Raw genomic sequence first — 14,305 nt, 5'->3', positions numbered from 1 at the left:
CCGGAAAGTGACGGACCCGACACGAGCCGACGAACCGGCCGGCATGATCGGGCGGTGACCTCCATGAAGGACAAGATGCTCGCCGGTGAGCCATACATCGCCGACGATCCCGAGATCATCGCCGATCTGGACCGGGCCGCCCGGCTGATGGAGCGCTTCAACACCACTCCCGCGGCCGATCCGCAGGCCCGGATCGCGGCACTGCGTGAACTCCTCGGCGAACTCGGCGAGGACACCTGGATCCGCCCACCGTTCTACTGCGACTACGGCTGGCAGATCCGGATCGGCCCCCGCAGCTTCGTCAACTACAACGCGGTCTTCCTCGACGTCGCTCCGATCACCCTCGGCGCGGACGTCCAGGTCGGCCCCAACGTGCAGCTGCTCACCCCGACCCATCCGGTCGAGCCCGGCCCGCGACGGGACAAGTGGGAGGCGGCCAAGCCGATCACCATCGGCGACAACGTGTGGCTCGGCGGTGGCGCGATAGTCCTGGCCGGCGTGACGATCGGCGCGGACACCGTCGTCGGAGCGGGTGCGGTGGTCACCCGGGACCTGCCCGCCAACGTGGTGGCCGTCGGCAACCCGGCCCGGCCGGTTCGCGAACTCGGCTAGACGGTCGGGGGCTCCGAGAGGCGGACGACCAGGTCAGCGCGGTCGGCGGTGGGGGTGATCATGGCGGCGTTCGACTCGTCGCTGCCCAGCGCCCACGCCCGCGCCTGCTCCGGAGACCGGCCGAACGCCTCGTGCCGGGCGGTCAGCCGGCGGTGCCGCACCTCGGCGTCCAGGTCGAGAAACCATGCCTCGTGCAGCAGTGGTCGGATCTCCTGCCAGGGGAAATCCGGCAACAGCAGGTAGTTGCCCTCGGTCACCACCAGCCGGACCGACGGCAGCACCTCGATCGCGCCGGCCACCGGCTCCTCCAGCTCCCGGCGGAACTCCGGCGCGTAGACCGACGTCGGCTCCAACCGGTGCAGGCGGCGCAGCAGCGAGACATACCCGTTGGCGTCGAAGGTGTCCACGGCGCCCTTGCGACCGGCGCGGCCCAGGCGAACCAGTTGCGACTGCGCCAGGTGGAAACCGTCCATCGGCACCAGGCAGGCGGCCGGCCCGATGTCGGCGACGATCCGTTCGGCCAGGGTGGACTTCCCGGCACCGGGTGCGCCGGCGATGCCGAGCAGCTGTCGCGGACCGGCCTCGGCGAGCGTCGACGCCCGCGCCACCAATTCGTCGACGGACAGCACCCGGGCCGGCGGCATCAGCCCAGGTCCGGGTCGCTGATGGTGAACCGCGCCTGCACCGCCGCCTGCACAGTCTGCGGCTGCGGGTCCAGCTCGAGCTCCGGCGGACCACCGCCCGCGCCACCGCCACCGGCGAAGGCCGCACGGGCGAACATCGGCCGGTCGGTGGGACCCGCGTCCGCCAGCTCGATCAACGAGATGACCCGGGCGCCCAGCGCCTCCGCGTACTCCCGGGCCCGCAGCAGCGCGTCGCTGATCGCGGCGTGCCGGGCCGCACGATGGGCGGGGCTGTCCGGACGAAGCTCCCACCACGGGCCGGCCACCTCGACCTGGTCCTGGTCGGCGAGCCGGAGCATCAGCTCGCCCAGCGCGGTGAAGTCGGTGACAGTGACGGTGGTGGTGACACTGCCGTGCCAGGCGACCACCCGCTCACCCGAGCGCCGGGTCTCCGGCCGCACCCGCAGGTCGCCGGTCTCCCGCCGCGCCACCGCCGGCCCGGAGCCGTCCAGCAGCACCCGGACCGCCGCGGCCCGTTCGGCCAACCGGGTCAGCGTCGCCTCCCGGTCCCGGTCGCGGGCTGTCGCGGTGACCGCGAACCGGGCCAGCTCGGGAGGCACCTCCCGGTACGCCTCGCCGCGCACCTGCACCACCGGACCGTCCACCGCCATGCCCCTCAGCCTAGTCAGCGACGGGCCGCCGCGCCGCGTAGGAGACGGTGTCCGCATCGACCCGCAGGCCGGCCAGGTAGCCGCCGGCCACCCCCAGCTCGCGCAACCAGGACACCTCTGCGGCGTGGTCACCACCGGCCGGGAACTTCCTGTCGTCCACGTCGAACCGCCGGTCGCGCAGCGCCCTCCGGGAGGCCCGCGCCTCGTCGTAGCGCGCGGCCAGCGCCGGGGCGTCGTCGGCGCGCAGCGCGGTGGTCAGGTCGTCCAGGAAGGCGGTGACCTCGGCCAGCTCACGCAGCACCCGGTCCCGGTTGCCGAGCAGCATGTTGGCGGTCCGATCGGCCGGGGTCCCGGCCACGCGGGTGCCGTCGGAGAAGCTGCCGGCGGCGAGCGCGAGGATCGCGTCGCGCAGCGGTGCGCGTTGCACCGCGCCGGCCAGCGCGCCGGCGAGCAGGTGCGGCACGTGTGACGCGAGCGCGGCGGCCGAGTCGTGCTCCGCGGCGGACATCGGCACCACCCGGGCCTCGAAGACCTCCACCACCAACTCGGCCAGCCACCGGAACGCGCTGGTGGCCGGGCCGGGCGTCGGACAGAGCACCCAGGCCGCGCCGGTGAGCAGGTCCGGTCGCGCAGCCGTCAAGCCGGCCCGGTCGGTGCCCGCCATCGGGTGGCCGGGCACGAACCGGTGCGTCAGCCCCTGCGCGGCGGCGAACGCCGCCACCTGCTCCTTGGTGCTACCGACGTCGGTGAGCACACAATGCTCACCGGTCATCGCCGCCACCTCGACCAGCGTCGCCGGCAGGGTGGGCAACGGTCCGCACAGGAAAACCACGTCCCGGTCGGCCACCGCCTCGGCCAGGCGGTCCGGCGCGGGTACGCCCACCCGGCGGGTCTCTCGCCGGGTGGCCTCGTCCGGGTCCCACCCGACCACGTCGACGCCGGCGGCGACCATCCGGAGCAGCACCGACCCACCGATCAGGCCGGTGCCGACGACCGCCGCCCGTACCCGCGCGCCCGGCCTGTCCACCATGCTCGACCGTCCGGCGCCGCGATCAGGAGAGGCGCGCCGCGACGGCGGCGATGTGCTCGTCGGTCTCGGTCAGCGCGACCCGGACATGTTGCCCGGCCGTCGGGCCGTAGAAGACGCCGGCGGCGACCAGGATGCCGCGTCGGGCCAGCCAGTCGACCGTCTGCCAGCAGTCCTCACCCCTGGTCAGCCAGAGGTAGAGGCCCGCCTCGGAGTGCTCGACGGTGAACCCGGCACCGGTGAACGCCGCGGCGAGCACCTCCCGCCGGGCGCGGTAACGCTCCCGCTGTTCCTCGGCGTGTCGCTCGTCCTCCAGCGCGGCGACCATGGCCGCCTGCACCGGCGCGGGCACGATCATGCCGGCGTGCTTGCGGACCTTGAGCAGCTCGGCGACGAGCGCCGGATCGCCGGCCACGAACCCGGCCCGGTAGCCGGCGAGGTTGGACCGCTTGGAGAGCGAGTGCACGGCCAGCACCCCGGCGTAGCTGCCCCCGCTGACCTGCGGAGACAACACCGAGACCGGGTCGGCCGACCAGCCCAGGGGCAGGTAGCACTCGTCGCTGGCGACCACCGCGCCACGTTCGCGGGCCCAGTCGACCACCTTGCGCAGGTGCGCTGCGGGCAGCACCCGGCCGGTCGGGTTGCCGGGCGAGTTCACCCAGACCAGGCGGACCCGCGAGGTCGGCCCGACCGCCGTGAGCGAGTCGGCACGGACGACCGTGGCACCGGCCAGCCGGGCGCCGTCCTCGTAGGTGGGGTACGCGACCGACGGCACCACCACCACGTCACCCGGGCCGATGCCGAGCAGCGTGGGCAGCCAGGCCACCAGCTCCTTCGAGCCGATGGTCGGCAGCACACCGAGACCGTCGACGCCAGCACCGCAGGCTCGGGACACCCACGCCGCGATGGCGGCCCGCAACGCCGGGGTGCCGGCGGTCAGGGGGTAACCGGGAGCGTCGGACGCGTCAGCCAACGCCCGCCGGATCACCTCGGGCACCGGGTCGACCGGCGTACCCATGGAGAGGTTGATCAGGCCCTCCGGATGCGCCGCGGCCAGCGTGGCCGCGGCGTCCAGGGTGTCCCAGGTGAACTCGGGCAGCCGCGACGAGACCGGCGCGGGCCGGTTCAGTGGCCCTCGCCGCGCGGCGGCTGCGCGGCGACGAAGGTGGCGTCCTTCTCCACCTTGCCGACCTTCGAGGCGCCACCGGGCGAGCCCAGGTCCTCGAAGAACTCGTAGTTCGCGCCGGTGTAGTCCTTCCACTGCTCCGGGACGTCGTCCTCGTAGAAGATCGCCTCTACGGGGCAGACGGGCTCACAGGCACCACAGTCGACGCACTCGTCGGGGTGGATGTAGAGCATCCGGTTGCCCTCGTAAATGCAGTCGACCGGGCACTCCTCGATGCATGCCTTGTCGAGCACATCTACGCACGGCTCGGCGATGATGTAGGTCACCGGTCTTCTCCTCCGCAAGACTCGCCGCGATCTCCCGCGACGGTAAGAGCCTAGTATCTCGCCGGGGAGGGGGTCGATCGTGCTCCGACAGCAGGATGTGGGACACCGAATCGTGGTCCGCCGGATTGTGGGGATTCGCGAAGGCCGCCCACTATTTTCCGATGCCCTTGGTGAGCTGGTCGAGCTGAGCGAGACTCATCTCACGCTGGCCACCGCGAAGGGGCCGCTTCGGGTCCCGGTGGCGCAGGTCCACCGCGCCAAGCGCGTTCCGCCGACCCGTCGGCCGACCGCCGCAGCGGTCGTGGCGCTGGAACAGGCCGCCGACGAGGCCTGGCCGGCACCGGTCCGGGGCCGACTGGGTGACTGGCTGCTCCGGTCGGCCGAAGGCTGGACCGGGCGTGCCAACTCGGCGCTGCCGATCGGCGACCCGGACCGGCCACTGGCCGCCGCGGTCGACGCGGTGCAGCGCTGGTACGCCGAGCGAGGCCAACCCGCGTTGATCAACACGCCGCTGCCCCTCGCCGCTCCGGTCGGTGCCGAACTGGACGCCCGCGGCTGGGGCACCCGCCCGCCGACGCTGGTGCAGACCGCGCCGCTGCCCCTGCCGGCGTCGACACTCACCAGCGGCCAGGCCGACGGGTGGGGTAGCGCGGTCGTCGAGCTGGCCACCGCGCCCAGCGACGAGTGGCTGGCCATCGCCGCCGGCCGCAAGGGCGGCCTCCCGGACGCCGCCCGACACGTCCTCACCGCCGTGGGCCAGGTCCGCTTCGCCCACGTGTACGCCGACAGCACTCTGGTGGCCGTCGGCCGCGGCACAATGACCGGCCAGGGGCGCTGGTTGGGCCTCAGCCTCATCGAGGTGGTGCCGGCGGCCCGCCGTCAGGGGTTGGCCCGCCGCGTCATCCACGAGCTGGCCGGCTGGGGCGTGTCCGGTGGCGCGACGCACGCGTTCCTCCAGGTCGAGCAGCGCAACGCGGCGGCGGTCGCGCTCTACCAGCGGCTCGGCTTCGTCACCCACCACACCTACCTGACCCGGGTCGCCCCGAACTGACCGGCGCGGCGCGTCGAGCCGGTCAGCGGCGGACCACCCGGCGGGGCTTCGCGGCCTTGACCTCGGCGTACCGCTTGAGCTGCTGAGAGCGGTAGTCCCGGCCGAGCGCGGTGAGCACCAGATAGCCGATCAGCAAGCCGGCGCCGCTGGCGAGCAGGTAGAGCCAGATCTGGGCGAAGAACGTCCCCGCCCCACCGGCGAACGGGTCGTGGCCGACCAGCAGGGGCCCGACCAGCACTGTCAGCAGCATCGCCACCGGCACCACGAGCGCCATGTCGGCGGCCCAGCCCGCCAACGGCCGGCGACGACCCCAACGGAAGGCGACCACGGCGAGAATCAGGCCGATCACCGTGAACATCGCCAGCGACACCCGGTCGGCGGCGGTGTCGTCACCGTCGAAGCCGAGCCGGATGATCAGTCGGGCGACCACGTTGACCGCGAACAGCGCTGCAACGAGCACTCCGAGGTCACGCCACCGCTTGTCCATCGCCGGTCCCTCCTGCCGTACGCCCCGTCGCGGGGTTCGCATCCCTGGCAGGAATATCTACCACTCCTAGCTGGGAGCCGTCATCACCCGGCAGGGGCCGGAACCAGCCCGGCGTCAGCGGCCGAGCATGGTCGGCTGTGGGGCGAGGATCTGCCGGAAGCCCATCACCGCGAAGGTCATCGCGCCGGCCACGATCATGGCCAGCCCGACCCAGTTGTCGCCGGCCAGCAACAGGTCGCCCTCGCTGGTCCGGATGGCGGCGACCGCCATCAGCGCGAACCACGGCACCGCCGGCAGCGCCACCGCCCAGCGACGGCCGACCGCCTCGTACGCGAACCAGCTGAGCAGGATGTTGGCGCCGATGGCGAGGAGCACCGACACGCCGACCAGGTGCCCGCCGACGCGGAGCGTGGCGAGCAGCAGCTCCAGTACGCCGGTCAGCACCCCAGCGAGCACCACGACGATCCCACCGATCACCCGGACGCCCACGTCCAGCAGCCGCGGCGGCGGCCCCGCCGGGAGCGGGGCTTCCTGGTCCTCCTCGACCGTCACCGGTGCGGCCGGCAGGGTCACCGGGAACCCGCCGCCGCGACCGGGGACCGGTCCGGGGCGGTCTCCGCGGGCAGGCCGGCGAAGAGATCGTCCTCCCAGCCGTACGGCCCGACGCCGGGGCCCTTCTCACCGACCGCGAGGGTGAAGAACTCCACGCCCATGAACTCGCCACCGAAGTTGCCGGCGATCGAGTAGAGCCACGAGTTGGCCGGGATCTGGGTGGCGTGCGCCCGCATCGCTGCCTCCTTGGCCGCGTGCTGGTCGGTGCCGTCGACCCGGGCGGCGATCTGGGCGTCCGGGGTGCCGAAGGGCAGGTCGGCGATGTCCTCGATGCCGCCGAACGGGTTGTCGGACGACTCGGCGAAATGCGTCATGCCGGCCTCCAGGACGCTGAGCGGCAGGGCCGTCCAGTAGACCTTGAGCGGGGCGCAGCCCTCCGCGGCGGCCAGCTCGACGGCACGCATGGCCACCCGGTGCGCCTGGATGTGGTCGGGATGGCCGTAGAAGCCGTTCGGGTCGTACGTGACGAGCACCTGCGGGCGTACCTCCCGCAGGATCTCCACGAGGTGCCCGGCGGCCTCGTCGAGGTCGGCCTGCCAGAACGCCCGGGGGTGCTCGTTCGTCGCGAGCCCCATCATCCCGGAGTCACGGTAGCGGCCGGCACCACCGAGGAAACGGTGGTCGCTGACGCCGAGCGCGGCGCAGGCGGTGGCCAGCTCGGCCACCCGGTACCCGCCGAGCTGGTCGGCCTCGGCGGCGGCGAGCTGCGCCAGCGCCGGCACGTGGATCTCGCCCTCCTCGCCGAGCGTGCAGGTCACCAGCGTGACGTGCGCGCCGTCGGCGGCGTAGTGGGCCATCGTCGAGCCGGTGCCGATCGACTCGTCGTCGGGGTGCGCGTGGACCAGCAGCAGGCGGCGCTCGGGCAGCATCGTCACGACGGTCACTCTAACTGGCGGTTCGGCCCAGCCAACGCTGACGCGTCCACCCAGGTCGGCCACATCACCCCCGCTCCCGCTCTACGATTTGGCGTGTGGACTTTCCGGAGCTGGCCGCCCGCACCCGCCGGTTCAGCCACGGCGCGCCACGCGCTGTCTCGGTGGCTGAGGACGGCTCCCGGGTGATCTTCCTGCGCTCCGCCGGCCCCGAGGACCCGGCGGACGCGCTCTGGCTGTTGGACGTGGGCACCGGCGAGGAGCGCCTGGTCGCCGATCCGGCGACCCTGCTGGGCGAGGGCGGGGATGTCCGCTCCCTCTCCCCCGGCGAACGCGCGCTGCGCGAGCGGCTGCGGCTCAGCGCCGCCGGCATCGGCTCGTACGCGTTGGACGCGGCCGGCCGGGTCGCGGTGTTCGCGCTGGCCGGGCGGCTGTTCCGGGCCGATCTGGTGCACGGCGACGTGGTGGAGGTGGCGACCGTCGGCCCGGTGCTGGACCCACGTCCGGACCCGAGCGGGCAGCGGCTGTCGTACGTGACGGACGCCGCCGAAGGGGTGCGTCGGGGTGAACTGCGGGTGATCGACCCCGATGGCACCGACACCCTGCTGGCCGGCGAGGACGCCGGGGTGAGCTGGGGGTTGGCCGAGCACATCGCGGCGGAGGAGTTCGGCCGGTTCCGGGGGTACTGGTGGGCGCCCGACGGCCGTTCGGTGCTCGCCGCCCGGGTCGACGAGTCCCGCCTGGAGCGGTGGCACCTGCACGACCCGGCCGAGCCGGCGAGCGCGCCGACCGCCGTCGCGTACCCCCGGGCCGGTGGGCCGAACGCGGAGGTCAGCCTGCACCTGCTGGACCTGGACGACGGCTGGGTCGACGTGCACTGGGACCGGGAGACCTACCCGTACCTGACCGGGGTGAGCTGGGGCGAGGGCAGCCCGTTGATCACCGTGCTGCGCCGTTCGCAGCAGCACGGGCTGGTGCTGGCGGTCGACCCGCGCACGGGTGAGACGCAGGTGCACGCCGAGCTGGCCGATCCGCGCTGGGTCGAACCGATCGCCGGCACCCCGGCGCACCTGCCGGACGGCCGCGTACTCGTCGGTGGGGAACTGGCCCACGACGGGTACGACGCCCGGTGCCTGTTCGCGGACGGCACCCTGCTCACCCCGCCGTCGCTGTACGTACGACGGGTGGTGGGTCGGCTGCCGGCCGCCACCGGCCCGGCCGACCTGCTGGTGGAGGCGAGCGACGGCGAGCCGAGCGAGCGGCACCTGTTCCGGGTCCGCACCACCATCGGCGGTGGGGTGGACGCGCGTCGGCTCACCACCGACTCCGGTTGGTACACCGCCGCCGTGGGCGGGGACGTGCTGGCCGTCGGGGTCGCGTCGCTCGATCACGCCGGGGTGCGCTGGACGGTGCGCCGCGGCGACCAGGAGATCGCCGAGCTGCGCTCGTTCGCCGCCACCCCGCCGTATTCTCCGCTGCCGCTGCTCGAACGGGTGACCGACCGGCGGCTGCCGGCGGCGGTGCTCTACCCGGACAACCACGTGACGGGCCGGCGGCTGCCGGTGCTGTTGGACATCTACGGCGGCCCGGGGCACCAGGAGGTCGTGGCGGCGCGGGCCGCGTGGTTGGAGCGGCAGTGGTGGGCCGACGCCGGGTTCGCGGTGGTCACCATCGACAACCGGGGTACGCCGGGCGTGGCCCCGTCGTTCGAGAAGGCGATCCACCGGCGGGTCGCCGACGTGATCCTGACCGACCAGGTCGACGCGCTCACCGCTCTCGCCGGCAAGCACCCGGACCTGGACCTGGGGCGGGTGGGAGTGCGCGGTTGGTCGTTCGGTGGGTGGCTGGCCGGCTTGGCGGTGTTGCGCCACCCGGAGCTGTTCCGATGCGGGATCGCGGGCGCCCCGGTGACCGACTGGGCGCTGTACGACACCGCGTACACCGAGCGTTATCTGGGGTTGCCGGAAGACGGCCAGGACATCTACGCGCACCATTCGCTGGTCGAGTTGGCCGCCGAGCCGGTCACCAGCCCGGACCACGCCCGTCCGTTGCTGCTGGTGCACGGCATGGCTGACGACAACGTGGTGGCCGCGCACACCCTCCGGCTCTCGGCCGCCCTGCTGAGCACCGGCCGACCGCACGCCGTGCTGCCGCTGACCGGGGCGACGCACATGGCCGCGAACGGCACCGCCGAGCGGCTCCTCCCCCTGGAGCTGGAATTCCTCCGCACCCACCTGCTCGGTGTCCCCGGCTGACGATCACCAACGCTCGACGAGGTGCTCCCGGCCCGGTGGCGGATCGTACGTCGACCGAAGCCGGACCTCGGCCGCAGATCTTGGACAGTTTCCGTCAGCGCGTAACGGAAAATGTCCAAGATCTCTTGTTCGCAGAGCGCCACAGCCGACGGGATCGTGGCGGCCCGCAGCAGTCAGCTCCGGGCGGACACGTTGCGGCGACTTCTGACGCCATCGGCGTCGCCGGATCTCAGGGGCGTGCGTCGTATCGGGTCCGGGCCTCGAAGACGCGGTCCATGTGCGACTCGGCCCAGTCCTTGATCGCGATCATGACCGGGAACAGCTCATGGCCGAGCGGGGTGAGCTCGTAGTCGACACGCACCGGCACCGAGGCGGTGACGGTGCGGGTGACCAGGCCGTCGCGCTCCAGGGTGCGCAGGGTCTGGGTGAGCATCTTCTGGCTGACGCCGGCGATGCGCTGGGCGAGTTCGCCGTGCCGCTGCGGGCCGTTGACGAGCGCCGGGATCACCAGGGCGACCCACTTGTCGGTGAGTCTGCTCAGCAGCTCGCGGGTCGGGCACTGGTCAAGGAACGCGTCGTAGTCACGTTTCGCCTGTTCGCGGCGTTGCGCTGCGGTCGACGTCGCCATCTTTCCTCCTCTGGTGCCCTAGGCACTTCAAGGTACCTACTTTCTCACAGTGCCTAAGATTCGTAGGGTCGTGGTGAGAACGAAATCCCACGAAGGAGACGGCGATGCGCGCAGTCAGCTATGCGGAGTTCGGAGGGCCGGAGGTCCTGCACGTGGCCGAGGTGCCGGTGCCCGAGCCCGGGCCGGGGCAGGTCCGGGTGCGGGTCGCGGCGTCGGTCGTCCATCCGGTCGACCTGATGGTCCGCTCCGGTCGGTTCCCGGCCCCGTTGCCGACCGGTCTGCCGTACACGCCCGGTTGGGACGTTGCCGGCAGCGTCGACGCGGTCGGCCCGTCGGTCGACGAGTTCAGGATCGGCGACGAGGTCCTCGGCTTCTCGCCGTGGCTGCAAACCACGGCCGGGGCCCACGCCGAATACGTGGTCCTCGACGCCGCCTGGCTGACCGCCGCGCCCGCCGGTGCCCCCGCCACCGAGGCGGCGACCCTGCCGACCAACGGCCTGGCCGCCGCCCAGGCACTCGACCTGCTCGCGCTCCCCGCCGGGTCGACAGTGCTCGTCAGCGGCGCCGCCGGGCAGGTCGGTGGGTTCGTTCTGGCGCTGGCTCGGGCGACCGGCCTGCACGCCACAGGACTCGCCGGAGCCGACGACCGCGACTTCGTCGAGTCGCTGGGTGCGGCGTTCCTGTCCCGCGCCGACGATCCGACGGGCACGTTCGACGCGGTCATCGACCTGGCGGTGATCGGCGAATCGCTGCTGGGCCTCGTTCGGGACGGCGGCGGCTACGTGGCCGCGTCACCCCCGCTCCGCCCGGAGCCGGTACGCGGAATCCGGACCTTCGCGCTGGAGGTGCTACCGGACGGAACCCGGCTCGGCGAACTGGTCAAACTCGTCACCAGCGGCGACATCCCGCTCCGGGTCGCTGACGTGTACCCCTTCGCCGACGCGGCGGTCGCCCACGAGCGGCTGGCCCAGGGCGGGGTGCGCGGCGGCGTGGTGATCGTCCCCTGATCCGTGGGGGAAGAACGCCGCGAGCAAGAGGATCGCGAAGATAACCAGGTTGAGGATCCAGCGAGGATCGTCGACGTGCAGCGCCGCGGCGAACTGGTCCTTCTCGGCCGCGGTCAGCACCGCCGTCGACCGCTCGGCAGCGGCGAAGTCCAGACGGTCGGGCGCGAACACCAGGTAGGTCCAGACCCGGTGAACGAAATAGACCGCGGCTGCGGCGACGAAGAGGATCCGACGGATGCCGGGCCGCCATCCCAGGACCAGCAGACCCGGGAGGATGACGAGCTCGGTGGGGACGTTCGCCGCGATCGCGATGGGGATGCTGGGCAGGAACATCGTCACCATCGTCTCGCCGGTGATCGAGGAACTGTCGAGCGCGGCGCCCAGCATGATCAGCCCGATGCCGCCGCCGAACGCGAAGAGCGCCATGGTCACACAGCCCAACGCCACCAGACCGTCCTCGATCCGTGCGCTCAGCGGCGGCCTACGGCGGACCCAGCGCGCGACGAGCCCGATGAGGACCGCCCATCCGGCTCCGATCACCAGGGCGATCGGTAAGGGAAGGAACTCCATCAGGGACAGCCCTTGCACCACGATCGTGAATACCGCGACGAGGGCGAACGGCGCGAAATGATCAATACGCAGCTTCATGCCCCGGACGTTAGGAACGGCGGCCAGGTAGGGCATCTGCCAATCGGCCTACCGGCGGTTTAAAACGGGTTTACTCGAGCAGGCCGGCCTCGCGTGCGTGCGCAACGGCCTGCAGGCGGCTCGCCGCATCGAGCTTGCGAAAGATGTGGTTGAGGTGAGCCTTCACGGTGCCGGTCGCGACGAAGAGCGCCTTGGCGATCTCCGCGTTCGTACGGCCGGTCGCCAGATGCCGCAGCACCTCCAGTTCGCGCGAGCTGAGCGGCTCGGCGGGCGCGCGCCGCACCGTGACTGGTGACGGACCCCGGGCGACGACGGGTGCGGCCAGTCCTGCCGATGCCATGTCGGTCCTGGACGGGGCGGCGGCAACCCGTCGGACGGCAAGCATCGCCATGGCCAACACGAACGCGCCGAACAGTGGGATCACCCACCACTGGCCGCCGCCCTGCTCCACCATCGCGAACGACAGCCCGACGATCACCATCGCCCAGACGAAACAGCCGACCAGCACGGCAGCAATGACCACGCGTCCACGGATGGGCGGTGATCGCAGCCAAGCGGTGATGCGCATCGACAACTCCCAGGGTCAGGATCCGGGCCGAGCCTAACTCTGGAACGCACGGACAACGCTCTTCGGCGGTCGGTCGTCAACGTGTACGCCTAGCACTGGTTGTCAGAGGCCGACGTCGCCAAAGTCGTGCGAGCAACAGGATGCGCTGGCGATGAGACATGGCGATACTGCGGGCCGGTTGGGCGACGCTCTTCTGCCTGGCAGGCCGGCCGCGAGCCGCCTCCGCTCCCGTCGAGAAGGTGCGCGGTCAGCAGACTGTCGGCGGCCACCGGTGCCTGCGCCACTCGTGCCACGTCGCGAAACCAGCAGGTGGGTCATCGACCGGCTCGCTGCCGTTCAGCTCGCCGGGTGTCGGAATCTCGATGCTGGCGGCCCATTCGGCGAGTTCCGCGTCGGACATCGGCCATGTGGTGTGCGGCGCTTCGGCCTGCCGCCGATCCAGTCGCCGGCGCTGCTCGGCCGGACTGACCTCGAAGTAGCGCAGCTCCACGAGCGCGCCGAGGTCTGCTGCCGCCTGGCGGAGGGCGGAGCGCTCGTCCCGGCTCCAGAGGCCAAAGTCGATCACCACATTGGTGCCGAGTTCGAGCGCCCGCAGCCCGATCTCGATGAGTCGTCCCTCGATCACGTCCTGGGCCGACGACGGATTCTCCGGCCCGTAGAGAGCCTTCACCCATTCGTCCTTCGTGAGACGAAGTGCCGCCGACTCGATCTCGATGCGCCGGGCGGTGGTGGTCTTCCCGGTGCACGGCAGCCCTACCGTCAGGAACAGTGTTGGTCGCGTCATCGACGCCCCCTTCCGTTCGAACGCGTCATCGCCGGCCTTCCCGCGACTCGGCCATCCGCTCCGGCTCTCCGGGACGCTATGGCATCGGCGGTGCCGGCCGCGCCGCGTCATACGCCCGTACGGCAGTGGACGAGACGGCGGCCAGGTGCGGACGGGGCGGCAGCCAGACGGTCTGGATGCCGAGTTGCTCGTTCATCGCGGCGAGCTGGTACTCGTAGCGAAGGTCCGCGGCGGTGCGCACGCCGCGGACGATGACCGTGGCACCTCGACGCGCGCAGTAGGCGGCGGTCAGCCCGGCCCAGGTGTCCACCTCGACATTGCCCCAGGCCGCAGGCATTTCGTCGCGTACGCGGGCCGCCCTGGCCGTGGCCTCGGCGGTTGGTTGCTTGTCGGCGTTGACCGCCAGCAACACGATGACCAGGTCGAACATCATCCGGGCACGCGCCACCAGGTCGGCGTGGCCGGGGGTGAACGGATCGAAAGTGCCGGGACAGACCGCCAGCGAACCGCGCACCGGCAGCACCGGCGTAGCCGTCACCTCGACTCCGACCGCATGGCCCCGATCATCCCAGCCGCACCGGCCCCGACCCAACTCTGATCTCGGCGCTCGCCCCCGCCGTCCGGAGCTGCCCTATACACTGTGGTTCACCCAGGGCGCCGCCGACGGGTTCAACATCATGCCGCCGTACCTGCCCGGCGGGCTCGCCGACTTCGTCGACCACGTGGTGCCGGTGTCCGACCACTACTACCCCTGGCTGGACTCCCAGGGCCACTCCCCGTACCCCTGGTCGGTGCTCGGCGCTGTCGCCCACGCCACCTCCCGCGCGGAGCTGATGTCGTGGATCGAGCTGGCCGAGTTGGTCCGGGACACCGAGGTGCGCCACGCCGTACGCCGTGAGTTGCACGAGGCATACACCACCGGGGCCGGGCCGCTGGTGACCTCGTCGCCGATGCTGGACGCCCTGGAGAAGGGTGCCGCGATCGGCCAACCGGTGATGGACGCAGCGC

17 protein-coding genes are annotated in these 14,305 nt (G+C 72.1%); 4 read left to right on the top strand and 13 right to left on the bottom strand.

The features are described from left to right. The first annotated feature begins 54 nt into the window (after positions 1–54). Entirely contained in the window at positions 55–612 is a 558-nt protein-coding gene (locus tag AB0877_RS08130; RefSeq protein ID WP_366607802.1) for a sugar O-acetyltransferase, read from the top strand. Here AB0877_RS08130 and AB0877_RS08125 read toward each other — a convergent pair. Genes AB0877_RS08125 through fdxA form a run of 5 tightly spaced genes read right to left on the bottom strand, consistent with a single transcriptional unit; the run spans position 609 to position 4,385 of the window. Next, the gene (locus AB0877_RS08125; RefSeq protein ID WP_366607801.1) at positions 609–1,256 is read right to left on the bottom strand and encodes a nucleoside/nucleotide kinase family protein; all 648 of its coding nucleotides are present in this window, start codon (positions 1,254–1,256) and stop codon (positions 609–611) included. The genes AB0877_RS08130 and AB0877_RS08125 overlap by 4 nt on opposite strands. Continuing rightward, the gene (locus tag AB0877_RS08120; protein ID WP_366607799.1) at positions 1,256–1,906 is read right to left on the bottom strand and encodes an SIMPL domain-containing protein; all 651 of its coding nucleotides are present in this window, start codon (positions 1,904–1,906) and stop codon (positions 1,256–1,258) included. The genes AB0877_RS08125 and AB0877_RS08120 overlap by 1 nt, the downstream gene beginning before the upstream one ends. A 10-nt stretch (positions 1,907–1,916) precedes the next feature. Next, positions 1,917–2,936: a prephenate dehydrogenase/arogenate dehydrogenase family protein gene (locus tag AB0877_RS08115; protein ID WP_366607797.1), complete on the bottom strand. Its 1,020-nt coding sequence runs from the start codon at positions 2,934–2,936 to the stop codon at positions 1,917–1,919. A gap of 22 nt (positions 2,937–2,958) precedes the next feature. After that, positions 2,959–4,062 (bottom strand): succinyldiaminopimelate transaminase, encoded by a 1,104-nt coding sequence (gene dapC, locus AB0877_RS08110; protein ID WP_366608127.1) that lies wholly within the window; start codon positions 4,060–4,062, stop codon positions 2,959–2,961. Next, the gene (gene fdxA, locus AB0877_RS08105) at positions 4,059–4,385 is read right to left on the bottom strand and encodes a ferredoxin (RefSeq protein WP_030490464.1); all 327 of its coding nucleotides are present in this window, start codon (positions 4,383–4,385) and stop codon (positions 4,059–4,061) included. Before fdxA ends, dapC begins: the two co-directional genes overlap by 4 nt. 79 nt (positions 4,386–4,464) lie before the next feature. Between fdxA and AB0877_RS08100 the strand changes: the two genes are divergently transcribed. After that, the gene (locus AB0877_RS08100; RefSeq protein ID WP_366607795.1) at positions 4,465–5,436 is read left to right on the top strand and encodes a GNAT family N-acetyltransferase; all 972 of its coding nucleotides are present in this window, start codon (positions 4,465–4,467) and stop codon (positions 5,434–5,436) included. A 22-nt stretch (positions 5,437–5,458) separates the two neighbouring features. On the opposite strand, the gene AB0877_RS08095 is transcribed toward AB0877_RS08100, so the two are convergent. The 3 genes from AB0877_RS08095 to mshB form a co-directional block, all read right to left on the bottom strand. Further along, on the bottom strand, positions 5,459–5,923 hold the full coding sequence (locus AB0877_RS08095) for a hypothetical protein (RefSeq protein ID WP_366608126.1): 465 nt from the start codon (positions 5,921–5,923) through the stop codon (positions 5,459–5,461). Positions 5,924–6,037: 114 nt separating this feature from the next. Then, positions 6,038–6,496, bottom strand: coding sequence for a hypothetical protein (locus tag AB0877_RS08090; RefSeq protein WP_366607794.1), 459 nt, complete (start codon positions 6,494–6,496; stop codon positions 6,038–6,040). Further along, positions 6,493–7,419 carry an N-acetyl-1-D-myo-inositol-2-amino-2-deoxy-alpha-D-glucopyranoside deacetylase gene (gene mshB / locus AB0877_RS08085; RefSeq protein WP_366607792.1) on the bottom strand — a complete coding sequence of 309 codons (927 nt, stop codon included), beginning with the start codon at positions 7,417–7,419 and terminating at the stop codon, positions 6,493–6,495. The genes AB0877_RS08090 and mshB overlap by 4 nt, the downstream gene beginning before the upstream one ends. Positions 7,420–7,505: 86 nt before the next feature. Here mshB and AB0877_RS08080 point away from each other — a divergent pair, with 86 nt between their 5' ends. Then, positions 7,506–9,662, top strand: a complete 2,157-nt coding sequence (locus tag AB0877_RS08080) for a prolyl oligopeptidase family serine peptidase (protein ID WP_366607790.1) — start codon at positions 7,506–7,508, stop codon at positions 9,660–9,662. 229 nt (positions 9,663–9,891) lie between these two features. On the opposite strand, the gene AB0877_RS08075 is transcribed toward AB0877_RS08080, so the two are convergent. Further along, positions 9,892–10,290 carry a helix-turn-helix domain-containing protein gene (locus AB0877_RS08075; protein WP_366607788.1) on the bottom strand — a complete coding sequence of 133 codons (399 nt, stop codon included), beginning with the start codon at positions 10,288–10,290 and terminating at the stop codon, positions 9,892–9,894. 104 nt (positions 10,291–10,394) lie between these two features. On the opposite strand from AB0877_RS08075, the gene AB0877_RS08070 reads away from it, so the two are divergent. After that, entirely contained in the window at positions 10,395–11,297 is a 903-nt protein-coding gene (locus tag AB0877_RS08070; protein WP_366607786.1) for an NADP-dependent oxidoreductase, read from the top strand. A gap of 718 nt (positions 11,298–12,015) precedes the next feature. Here AB0877_RS08070 and AB0877_RS08065 read toward each other — a convergent pair. The 4 genes from AB0877_RS08065 to AB0877_RS08050 form a co-directional block, all read right to left on the bottom strand. Then, positions 12,016–12,513, bottom strand: coding sequence for a response regulator transcription factor (locus AB0877_RS08065; RefSeq protein ID WP_366607784.1), 498 nt, complete (start codon positions 12,511–12,513; stop codon positions 12,016–12,018). 247 nt (positions 12,514–12,760) lie between these two features. Further along, positions 12,761–13,297 carry an ATP-binding protein gene (locus AB0877_RS08060; RefSeq protein ID WP_366607782.1) on the bottom strand — a complete coding sequence of 179 codons (537 nt, stop codon included), beginning with the start codon at positions 13,295–13,297 and terminating at the stop codon, positions 12,761–12,763. A gap of 76 nt (positions 13,298–13,373) precedes the next feature. Then, entirely contained in the window at positions 13,374–13,835 is a 462-nt protein-coding gene (gene coaD, locus AB0877_RS08055) for a pantetheine-phosphate adenylyltransferase (protein ID WP_366607780.1), read from the bottom strand. Between the two features lie 207 nt (positions 13,836–14,042). Beyond that, positions 14,043–14,168, bottom strand: a complete 126-nt coding sequence (locus AB0877_RS08050) for a hypothetical protein (protein ID WP_366608149.1) — start codon at positions 14,166–14,168, stop codon at positions 14,043–14,045. Between the last annotated feature and the right edge of the window lie 137 nt (positions 14,169–14,305).

The sequence above is a fragment of the Micromonospora sp. NPDC047644 genome, assembly GCF_040704315.1.
Taxonomy (GTDB): domain Bacteria; phylum Actinomycetota; class Actinomycetes; order Mycobacteriales; family Micromonosporaceae; genus Micromonospora.
This window is presented reverse-complemented; position numbering and strand designations above follow the sequence as displayed.

Bases quoted from the DNA above. Each gene is read 5' to 3' on its own strand.
- AB0877_RS08120 (WP_366607799.1), bottom strand. From the start codon at position 1,906: ATGGCGGTGGACGGTCCGGTGGTGCAGGTGCGCGGCGAGGCGTACCGG.
- AB0877_RS08070 (WP_366607786.1), top strand. From the start codon at position 10,395: ATGCGCGCAGTCAGCTATGCGGAGTTCGGAGGGCCGGAGGTCCTGCAC.
- AB0877_RS08060 (WP_366607782.1), bottom strand. From the start codon at position 13,297: ATGACGCGACCAACACTGTTCCTGACGGTAGGGCTGCCGTGCACCGGG.
- AB0877_RS08095 (WP_366608126.1), bottom strand. From the start codon at position 5,923: ATGGACAAGCGGTGGCGTGACCTCGGAGTGCTCGTTGCAGCGCTGTTC.
- AB0877_RS08075 (WP_366607788.1), bottom strand. From the start codon at position 10,290: ATGGCGACGTCGACCGCAGCGCAACGCCGCGAACAGGCGAAACGTGAC.
- AB0877_RS08065 (WP_366607784.1), bottom strand. From the start codon at position 12,513: ATGCGCATCACCGCTTGGCTGCGATCACCGCCCATCCGTGGACGCGTG.
- AB0877_RS08115 (WP_366607797.1), bottom strand. From the start codon at position 2,936: ATGGTGGACAGGCCGGGCGCGCGGGTACGGGCGGCGGTCGTCGGCACC.
- AB0877_RS08125 (WP_366607801.1), bottom strand. From the start codon at position 1,256: ATGCCGCCGGCCCGGGTGCTGTCCGTCGACGAATTGGTGGCGCGGGCG.